The sequence below is a fragment of the Pseudomonadota bacterium genome, assembly GCA_039028935.1.
Taxonomy (GTDB): Bacteria; Pseudomonadota; Gammaproteobacteria; order Steroidobacterales; family SZUA-146; genus SZUA-146.
Genome location: JBCCHD010000030.1, coordinates 36,867 through 47,435 on the forward strand (window position 1 = coordinate 36,867; position 10,569 = coordinate 47,435).

At 55.6% G+C, this 10,569-nt stretch carries 8 protein-coding genes; 2 read left to right on the forward strand and 6 right to left on the reverse strand.

The features are described 5' to 3' along the window. Positions 1-127: 127 nt before the first annotated feature. Entirely contained in the window at positions 128-2,815 is a 2,688-nt protein-coding gene (gene secA, locus AAF465_13210) for a preprotein translocase subunit SecA (protein MEM7083682.1), read from the forward strand. Continuing rightward, positions 2,794-3,771: a Nudix family hydrolase gene (locus AAF465_13215; GenBank protein MEM7083683.1), complete on the forward strand. Its 978-nt coding sequence runs from the start codon at positions 2,794-2,796 to the stop codon at positions 3,769-3,771. The genes secA and AAF465_13215 overlap by 22 nt, the downstream gene beginning before the upstream one ends. A 537-nt stretch (positions 3,772-4,308) precedes the next feature. Here the strand turns inward: AAF465_13215 and AAF465_13220 are convergent. The 6 genes from AAF465_13220 to pilB form a co-directional block, all read right to left on the reverse strand. Further along, positions 4,309-4,530, reverse strand: coding sequence for a DNA gyrase inhibitor YacG (locus AAF465_13220; GenBank protein MEM7083684.1), 222 nt, complete (start codon positions 4,528-4,530; stop codon positions 4,309-4,311). Further along, positions 4,488-5,288: a cell division protein ZapD gene (gene zapD, locus AAF465_13225; GenBank protein ID MEM7083685.1), complete on the reverse strand. Its 801-nt coding sequence runs from the start codon at positions 5,286-5,288 to the stop codon at positions 4,488-4,490. Before zapD ends, AAF465_13220 begins: the two co-directional genes overlap by 43 nt. 89 nt (positions 5,289-5,377) lie before the next feature. Next, entirely contained in the window at positions 5,378-5,989 is a 612-nt protein-coding gene (coaE, locus tag AAF465_13230; GenBank protein ID MEM7083686.1) for a dephospho-CoA kinase, read from the reverse strand. 3 nt (positions 5,990-5,992) lie between these two features. Then, complete coding sequence (locus AAF465_13235; protein MEM7083687.1) at positions 5,993-6,877, reverse strand: A24 family peptidase; 885 nt, start codon at positions 6,875-6,877, stop codon at positions 5,993-5,995. A gap of 214 nt (positions 6,878-7,091) precedes the next feature. Then, entirely contained in the window at positions 7,092-8,309 is a 1,218-nt protein-coding gene (locus tag AAF465_13240; GenBank protein MEM7083688.1) for a type II secretion system F family protein, read from the reverse strand. Between the two features lie 35 nt (positions 8,310-8,344). Beyond that, the gene (pilB, locus tag AAF465_13245; protein MEM7083689.1) at positions 8,345-10,072 is read right to left on the reverse strand and encodes a type IV-A pilus assembly ATPase PilB; all 1,728 of its coding nucleotides are present in this window, start codon (positions 10,070-10,072) and stop codon (positions 8,345-8,347) included. Positions 10,073-10,569 lie beyond the last annotated feature (497 nt).

The following is a 10,569-nucleotide window of genomic DNA, read 5'->3' on the forward strand; positions in this document are numbered from 1 at the left end:
TCAGCGGGATACCCCCGCGCGCCGCTGCCCGGCTCGGTGAAGTTTGGGCAGCAGGTGCTCTTGAAAACGACGCGTCCGGCATCCATGTCAAATCATTGAGCCGTGCGCATAACTAGCTAAGGACCCCATTGTGGCCAATTTTCTCACCAAAATTTTCGGCAGTCGCAACCAGCGTACGATCAAGGCGTATAGCAAAATTGTCAAAAACGCCAATCAGCTCGAAGACGCCTTTCAGACGAAATCAGACGAGGAAATTCGTGCGGTTACCGAGGATCTCCGAGCCCGGGTCGAGGGCGGTGAAAGCCTCGAGTCGGTGATGAGTGAGGCCTTTGCGGCGGTTCGCGAAGCGTCGGTACGCACGCTCGGTATGCGTCATTTTGATGTGCAGCTGATTGGCGGTGCGACGCTTAACAACAATCAAATTGCCGAGATGCGCACAGGTGAGGGTAAGACGTTGGTGGCGACGCTGCCGGCGTATCTCAATGCCCTCACCGGACGTGGCGTCCACCTGATCACGGTCAATGAGTATCTGGCTAAGCGTGACTCCGAGTGGATGCGTCCGATCTATGAGTTCTTGGGTATGACCGTGGGAGTGATCTACTCCAATCAGCCTGCCGCTGAAAAGCGCGCCGCGTACATGGCGGATATCACCTACGGCACCAACAACGAATTTGGTTTCGACTATCTACGCGATAATCTGGCCCATAGTCTTGAAGACAAAGTACAGCGCGAGCTTCACTTTGCGGTGGTGGATGAGGTCGACTCGATTCTTATCGACGAAGCGCGCACGCCACTGATTATCTCTGGACCGTCTGAAGACAGTCCGGAGATGTACGGCAAGATCAATAAAGTGATCCCCAAGCTGAGCGTACAGGAGGTTGAAGAGGGTCCGGGTGACTACAGCCTCGACGAGAAGGGCAAAACGGCGCTACTGACCGAAGAGGGCCAAGAAAAAGCCGAAGGTCTGCTCACTCAAGCCGGCCTGCTGGCTGAGGGCGAAAGCTTGTACTCGGCGGCCAATATCAGCCTGATGCATTATCTAACCGCGGGTTTGCGTGCGCATGGCATTTACAAAAGAGACGTCGACTACATTGTCAAAGATGGCGAAATTGTCATTGTCGATGAGTTCACCGGGCGCACCATGCCGGGTCGCCGCTGGTCGGATGGGTTACATCAGGCTATCGAGGCTAAAGAGTTGGTGCCGATTAAACAAGAAAGCCAGACCTACGCCTCGATTACCTTTCAGAATTATTTCCGCTTATACGACAAGCTGGCGGGCATGACCGGTACCGCCGATACCGAAGCGTACGAATTTCAGCAAATCTACGCATTGGAAGTGGTCGTGTTGCCGACGCATAGACCGATGGCGCGCAAAGATCTTCCGGATCTTGTGTACCTGTCACAAAAAGACAAATTCGATGCGATCATCGAGGACATTCGAGACTGTCGAAAGCGCCAACAGCCGGTGCTGGTTGGTACGACCTCAATCGAAACATCTGAGTACTTAGCCAAGCTGCTTAAGAAATACAAAATCAAGCACGAAGTGCTGAACGCCAAGCAGCATTCGCGCGAAGCGGAAATTGTGGCAAACGCAGGGCGTCCCGGCTCCGTTACGATCGCGACGAACATGGCTGGCCGGGGTACCGATATTGTGCTCGGCGGTCGCAAAACGTTTGAAGAGCAAGAGCTGTCAGAGCGTGAAACCGAGAAGGCGCAAGAAGAGTGGCAAGGGCGTCACGAGCTGGTATTGGAAGCAGGCGGCCTGCATATTATCGGCACCGAGCGGCACGAATCTCGTCGCATTGATAATCAGTTGCGCGGGCGCTCTGGACGCCAAGGTGACCCAGGGTCGTCGCGTTTTTTCTTGTCGATGGAAGATAACCTCATGCGGATCTTTGGTGATCCTGAGCGCAACAAAGCGATGTTGGCGCGTGTCGGCATGCAGGAAGGGGAAGTCATCGAGTCAAAGATGCTGACGCGTCAAATCGAAAAAGCGCAGCGTAAAGTCGAGGCGCACAACTTCGATGCCCGTAAAAATCTTCTCGAGTACGATGACGTTGCAAACGAGCAGCGCGTGGTGATTTACGAGCAACGCAACGGCATCATGAGTGAAACCGACCTGTCTGATGCGGTCGTCGGCATTCGCGAAGAAGTGCTGACCGGCGTGGTGGAGGAGTATTTACCGCCCGGCGCGACCGACCAGCTCTGGGAGCCTGACACGCTTGATCAAGTGCTGCTTCAGGAGTTTGGTACACGTTTTAAAATCGAACAGTGGCTCAGTGAAGACAAGCAGGCGAAGTCCGTTGATGTGTCACAGAAGGTGATCACCGAACTCGATAAGGACTACGAAGAAAAGGTGACCAACATCGGCGAAGAACCGATGCGCAATTTTGAAAAAGCCATCATGCTTCAGCAGCTCGATAATCACTGGAAAGAGCACCTCGCGGCGATGGATCATCTCCGCCAGGGTATTCACCTGCGTGGTTACGCGCAAAAGAATCCTAAGCAGGAATATAAACGCGAAGCGTTTACGATGTTCAGTAACATGCTGGATCGCTTTAAGCGCGACGTCACAAGCATTCTGTGCCGAGTGCAAATTCAAAGCCCAGAAGAAGCGGCCGCAGTCGAAGCACGACGCAAAGCGCAGCAAGAAAGAGAGACCATTCAGATGCGGCATGACAAAGCAGGTCAGCGTCAACAACGTGATGACAATGCCGAGCCGTTCGTGCGCGAGGGGCGCAAAGTCGGTCGCAATGAGCCGTGTCCGTGTGGTTCAGGTAGAAAATACAAGCAGTGCCACGGTCGGCTGACCTAACCACGCAACGCGTGGTCGCGGCGGTACTTGAACGCGACGGTCAGGTATTCGTTCAGCAGCGTCAGCCCGGCAAGCACATGGCGGGCTTGTGGGAGTTTCCGGGCGGCAAGATCGAAGCGGGCGAAGCGCCTTGGCCGGCGCTTCAACGCGAGCTGCTCGAAGAACTGGGCATTCACGCGGAACGCGGCGAGCCGCTAATCGCCCTGTCACATACCTATCCAGATCGTAGAATACTGCTGGATGTCTGGCGTGTAACGGCCTGGCGCGGCGATCCGCAGGCGGTGGAGGGGCAGGTGATTGCCTGGCCGACTTCCGCGGAGCTTGCCAATCTGCCGCTGCTGCCTGCCGACTGGCCGGTGTGCCACGCACTGTCCCTACCGCATCGGGTACTTGTCACGCCGAACTGTCAGAGCGAACAACCCGCCCACCTCGAGACGTTTTTGCGCACACTCGAGCAGGTGGTTGTCGCTCGCAAACTGACCCTGTGTATTCTTCGCCAAACTAACTTGTCTGATGCGTGTTACGGGGAGCTCGCGACCGAGGCCCAAGCCTTACTGGCTGCGCACGGCGTGGCGCTTATCCTGCACGGCGGGCCTCACCGATTCGAACTGGCTGAGTCCCTGAGCGGTCGTTTGCACTTGCCCGCGCGATACGCCGCCCACGTCCCCCAGTTACGCTCGCTACGATTATCGATGAGCTGTCACACGCTCGATGAGCTGCGCGCCGCGTACGAGAATAAGTGTGAGTTTGCGTTGCTCGGCGCTGTCTTGCCGACACCCACCCATCCGGGTGGCCAGACTCTTGGATGGCGTGGTTTTCGTGAGCGGGTCCAAGCGGCCAATGTGCCGGTGTATGCCATTGGCGGAATGCAAAGCAAGGATGTTGTGCGCAGTCGCTTAGAGGGCGCGCAAGGCATTGCAGCGATCAGCGCCTTTTGGCCGGCTGTGGGCAAATAGTCCGATTGGGGCTCAGCGCGGGGCGCCTATTTAGGTTCGCGTGACCGATACATCACGTAGGGACTTTTGGCTTTGCGAATACCGGTCCGGACAGCGCACCGTGCGGCCGCTGTTGAAGTCAGGAATCACCATATCACGCGAGTGAAAATCGATGCGGCTGGCGTGTTCAGTGATGGGGCCTTGCGTCCAGCCGTCGGCGCACCCTGTTAGACACAGTGCACAGAAGATGACGAAAATCGATTTTGCTGCAGCCATGAGTCGCTTTGACCGCACGGTTATCTTTTTGTTCATCGTTTTGTGAACTTTTTAAATGGCGGTGCCGATCCAGCGCCCGTTGCGTAATGCGCGGCGCGGATTAGCCTGTCGTCGAGCGCCGGAATCCGCTGGACCGTGCTCGTTTTACGGCGATCGGAAAGTGGCAAAGCCGCGCGTGGGATACGGCGACGGCACTGTTATTGTTATAAAAAACAATTGTTTAACTTGGGTCGATCCAGCGGATGTGCGCGGCACTCTCGTCCGCATCGTGGTGGATGCGGATCAGGTAATGCTGGGTGAGTCGTCGTAGATGCGGTGTTCTTCGTCGAACCAATCACCAAGATCGATGAGTTGGCATCGTTCGCTGCAAAAAGGACGATAGGCGTTGGCGTCCGAAAATTCACTAGGTGCCTGACAGTGAGGACAGGCAACTTGAGGAGGCGAGGGAGATGTGGACATGGCTAACCGCAGCAGGTCAAAAGAAACGGTACATCGTCCGTGCATTGCGTGGGGCGACTGTCGACGTCGGAGAACTCATAAAATCGCACCGTAAAACGGTGCGCGCTGCCACTTATTTCCGGGTACATATTCGTGCGGTCCGGTAACGTCACGCGCAACATCTGACAACTGATGCCGCGCCCGAGCACATGCTGATACATACCCGAGCGCGCCAGTTCCTCTTTGGGCTGGTTGCTCTCACGTAACAACCACAGCACGCGGTCGACGCCATCGCGCAAGGGTGCCAGCGTTTTCATCCACGTATTGAAGTCGGATTCGCGCTGTTTTTGTGGCAGGCCCAGCCAATGTTTGTAATCCGGGAGATCGAATTCGCACGTGCCGCCTGGAATGGCACTGCGATGTTTGATCGCGTTGAGAAACATGCTGTCACGCAGCGTGCTGGTGGCGCTGGCATTGCTCGTGTCGAGGCGGCCGCGAAGTTTATCGAGATCCGCTAATAGTGCGTCGAGTCGCGAAGAATCAACGCCCGGCTGGCTCGAATATTTTTGGAAATCGGCGGTTAGGCGTTCAAGCTCTTTGACAATCTCTTGGCGAATGTCGCCACGGCCTAAAATGGCCAAAATGTCGAGCAAGCTCGATACGGTGGCGCGACCGTCCCAGGCCGAATCGCCTGTGGCGTGGTGAGCGGTCTGTTTGAACAAAAAATCAAGCCGCAAAAACATCCTCAGCCGCTCATTGAGTGGCTGTTCATACGTCACGCCATTGGCGGAGAGCATGGATTGTATTTCGGCGGTTGACCGCATTGATCAGCCTTTGCGTTTGCAGTGTGGCCCTTCCCACAAGAAGTATACGGTAATTGCAAGACCTCAACTACCGGCGAACCTGTGGGTATTTATTCAGTGTTTTTGACGTCGGCGAGCGCACAATAACACCGATGCAAGGCATACACTTGTGGAAGTAACGCCTCAATGGATGCGTTATTGTCAATCACATCGTCGGCCGCCGCGAGCCGCGTTTGGCGGTCGATCTGAGCATCGATAATGCGTTTGGCGGATTCGGGGGTTTCATTATCGCGTTCGCACAGACGTCTAATTTGGGTCGACACCGCGCAATCCACAATTAACACACGGTCGAGTTGCTCCTGCCAACCACCTTCCACCAACAGTGGAATATCGAGTAAATGATACGGTCCTGGCGCTGAATTGCTGCGCTGAAGCAAGGTCGAGCCGATCATTGGATGCAATAGCGCATCGACTCGTTCTTTTTCCGCGGGATCGGAAAATATGATGTCTCTCAGTTGCTTACGGTTTAGCTGGCCGTCGTCGGTGAGAATATCAGGACCGAATAAGTCCACCACGCCGTGCAGCCCGGGCGTGCCGGGCAGCACCACGTCTCGTGCAATTCGATCGGCATCGATAACCGTGATACCCAGAAACTCAAACAGTTTGGCGACACTGGATTTGCCGCTGGCGATACCGCCGGATAAGCCCACTCGCAGCGACATGAGTTACTCAAGGCCCGCGATGCGCGCGTAGAACGCGAGCAGCGGTTCACCAAACATCAACGCCACCCATCCCGCCGCGGCAAGATAGGGGCCAAACGGAATGGGCACTTCGCGGCCATGACGCGCTAATACGATCAACGCGATCCCTACCACGGCGCCGACGACTGCGGACAACAGAATAACCATAGGTAAGTACACCCATCCCAGCCAGGCACCCAGTACGGCGAGCAATTTGAAATCGCCATACCCCATGCCTTCTTTGCCGGTCGCCAGTTTAAACAGTTGGTATACCGACCAAAGACTCAGATAACCGGCGGCGGCACCCATGATCGCGTTGGTGGGAGAAATGAACAGCCTCTGGGCATCGACCTCGCCGTGCCACAACGTGAGGAGCAGTCCCAGCCACAACAGGGGCTGCGTGATACTGTCCGGCAGCAACTGCGTGTCGAAGTCGATGCCGCTCAACGCAATAAGCGCCCAGGTAAGCGCGATGGCGGCCAGAGCTTCGACGCCGGCCCCGAAACGCCAGGCTACAAGCGCCGTTGCGATGCCGGTAAATAACTCAACCAGAGGATACCGTATCGAAATGGGTGTTCGGCAGTTTGCACATTTCCCGCGTAAAAACAGATAGCTGACGACTGGGATGTTCTCGAGCGCGGTGATCATGTGCCCGCAATGGGGGCAGGCGGAGCGGGGCACGACCAAGTTGTAAGGCGTTTGCTCGGGCGGCGTTTCACCGCGCAGCGCAGCGCATTCGGCCTCCCATTCGCGTTTCATCATGATGGGTAGTCGATGGATCACCACATTGAGAAAGCTGCCCACCAACAAGCCGACCAGACCGGCCACCACGATAAAGGTCGTCGGGCTTTGCTGCATGAGTTCAAGCATGAATGTCCTTTAGGATGTAGCGATGTGCGAGAGCATGTCGTTGCGTGGGACAACCCTCAACACTGGAAGGCTGATCGGCGATTGTTTCCGCGCCGTCAATCGCCATTACTCGCCGCGCATGGGCAGGGCTGATCGACGCGTTAAACCATCACGATACGAATGTGCGTCCTGCCTGATGCGTCCCACTTGCGCTGGATCTGGGGTGGGCGTGCGTTTAGCTGACCACCGAACCCATTTTGAAGATCGGTAGGTACATGGCCACAACCAAGCCACCGACGAGAATCCCGAGTATCGACATGATGAGCGGCTCCAGTAGGCTGCTCATGCTGTCGACCAGGTTATCCACCTCGGCTTCGTAGAAATCCGCTACTTTGCCCGACATCTCGTCAAGTGAACCCGATTCCTCACCGATCGCGATCATCTGCGTCACCATATTGGGAAAGAGCTCAGTGTCTTGCATAGCGCGCTGCAATCGCTGTCCGGTTGCCACTTCGTCACGAATCTCGTAGGTCGCCGATTCAAACACAATGTTACCGGTTGCCCCAGCGACCGAATCCATGGCTTCGACCAGCGGCACACCAGCGGCGAACATGGTCGATAGCGTACGCGCAAACCGAGCGATTGCTGCTTTGTTCAATATTTGGCCGACAATAGGCAGCTTGAGAATGATGCGGTCGAGCAAATGGCGAAACTTACGCGAGCGTTTCTTGGTGTAAATGAATGCCCCCGCAATGGCGCCAAGACCGATCACAATCATCCAGCCTTTCGTCCGCACAAATAGCGACATATTAATCACGGTTTGAGTGAACGATGGCAGGTCAGCACCGAAACCCGAAAACAGGCTCTCGAACTGAGGAATAACGAAAATCAACAAAATGGTGGTAACGATAATGGCGACGAGCACCACGGCGATCGGATAGAACAGCGCTTTCTTAATTTTGGCTTTAATCGCTTCCGTTTTTTCTTTATAAGTGGCGACCTTATCGAGCAAGGTTTCCAACGCACCGGCTTGCTCACCGGCGCCCACCAGGTTGACGAACAGGTCGTCGAAATACAGAGGATGACGTGCGAGACTGTCGGCCAGACTCGTACCGCCCTCAACCGACGTTTTAATATCCAACACCAGTTCTTGCATGGCACGGTTTTCATGGCCGTTGCCGATTATCTCAAATGCCTGCACGAGCGGCACACCCGAAGCCATCATGGTGGCCAGCTGGCGGCTGAAGATAGCGATGTCGGTGGTCGTAATCTTACCGCCTTTGAATAAAGTCGACTGCTTCTTGATCTTGACGGGCACCAATCCCTGTCGACGCATTTCCGAGCGCACGGCGGCTTCGCTGGCGGCCACCAGTTTGCCTTTCACGCGCTTGCCGCGACGGTCGGTGCCTTCCCATGAAAACGGAATCTGTTTAGTTGCTGCTGTATCGGACATAGTCGGGGCCTTCTGCTGCCGGTTAGCGCGCTCGATTAATGCTCGAGCGTGACGCGGTTAATTTCTTCAAGACTGGTAATGCCTGCGCGCACCTTTTCGAGTGCGGAGCGTCGCAGGTCCCAAATGCCTTCCTTGTCACTCTGGTCGGCGATTTGCTGTGCATTACCGCCTTCCATGATGATGCGGCCCATTTGTTCGGACACTTCCATCACCTGATAAATACCGACGCGGCCTTTGTAGCCGTCGGAACACTGACTGCAGCCTACCGGTCCGTTGACAGTAATGCCTTCGTCGATTTCTTCCTGAGTGAATCCTTCCTGGAGCAGCGCTTCCTGCGGAATTTCTTTGGTTTCTTTGCAGTTGTTGCACAAACGCCGGGCCAATCGTTGAGCGATAATCAGACTCACCGAAGTCGCAATGGCGTACGGCTTAACCCCCATGTCGACCAAACGCGTAAGCGTTTTTGGGGCGTCGTTCGTGTGCAGTGTGGACAACACTAAGTGACCGGTTTGGGCAGCCTTGATCGCGATCTCGGCGGTTTCCAAATCACGAATCTCACCCACCATGATGACATCCGGATCCTGACGCAAGAACGCTTTAAGCGCCGAGGAAAACGTGAGGCCAACTTTGTTGTTCACATTGACCTGGTTGATGCCAGGCAAGTTGATTTCGGCCGGGTCTTCCGCGGTCGAAATGTTACGGTCTTCGGTGTTGAGAATATTCAGTCCGGTATAGAGCGATACGGTTTTACCACTACCGGTTGGTCCGGTGACCAAAATCATGCCGTACGGTTTGGCAAGATTGTCCATGTAGATTTTCTTTTGAAACGCTTCATAGCCCAACGCGTCGATACCCAACTTGGCGCTGCTCGGATCGAGAATACGCATTACGATTTTCTCGCCAAACAGCGTGGGGCAGGTGCTCACGCGAAAATCGATGGCTCGATTCTTGGATAGCTTCATTTTGATGCGGCCATCCTGTGGCACGCGGCGTTCGGCAATGTCCAGCCGTGACATCACTTTTAGTCGAGCGCAAAGCTTGGTGGCCAGTCCAACGGGTGGCGTCGCCACTTCTTTGAGAATGCCGTCTTGGCGTGTGCGAATACGGAACGTCTTTTCGTAGGGCTCAAAGTGAATATCGGACGCGCCTTTCTTGATCGCGTCGAGCAGTACTTTGTTGACAAAACGCACAACCGGCGCATCGTCGACATCGTCGCGAGTAATGCCCTCTTCGTTTTCATCTTCGCCGCTGGATACCTCGAGGTTTTCGAGATCGAAGTCGTCATCGGCAAACGTGTCAAACGAACTGGCGTCGAGTGCTTCAATGGCGGCACTGACCCGCTCATTGAGTTTGTCGTCTTCCACGACCACGGCCTCAACGGAATAGCCCGTGGCAAATTTAATTTCATCGACCGCCTGCAAGTTGGTGGGGTCGGACACCGCGACATAGAGTCGCTTGCCGCGCAGACTCAACGGCAGCACGCGGTGCTTCGTGAGCAGTGGTTCGCTGACCAGTCGCACCACATCCATGTCAACATGCATGGCGGCAAGATCAAGCACCGCGACGCCAAATTCGCTGGAGGCGGCGAGCGCGATTTCTTTTGCGCTGGCCAGTTTGTTTTCAACCAAATGGTTGACGAGCGACATCTTGGATTCGCGCGCCTTTGTTTTGGCTTCGATTGCGACTTCTTCGCTCAGGATTCCATCCTGAACGAGGCGGCGCGGCAGGCCGCTCAACGAGGCTTTGGTTGCTGTGACTGCCATGTACTACCCGTGGTGTGAGGTGTCGGTTCCGCAATGCGGCGAAAGCTATTGATAATACCCAATATTACCGGTCAATTGGGGCTTATGACAAAGTATCTTATCAGCAAAAAATCCCGGTTTTCCGGGCGTGGATCACAGTTGCGGTGGAAAACCGTTACGGAATGTTACGCCCGTTATTTGATGCGCCGCATCATGGGCGCGCGACGCTGGGGGCGTGCTCACGACTCAACGCGTGACGGGCGCACAGCGACATGCGCGGCGTTTGAACACGGGTGGTCCGTTGGGGGGGTATGCGAACCGCATGGCGGGCGGCTATAGACAGGGCGGCGCAAACCGGTAAATGACCTGAAACGTCGGGTTTTTCGGTCGTTTTTACGCGTCGGATTCGGCCCGGTCAGCGCAGAACGACGATGAGTATTACGGGGTCTTGCAGGATTTGGGCACGAATCGGGTTGGGAACGTGTCGACCTCGCAGCTCCACTTCAATCCGGTGGGCC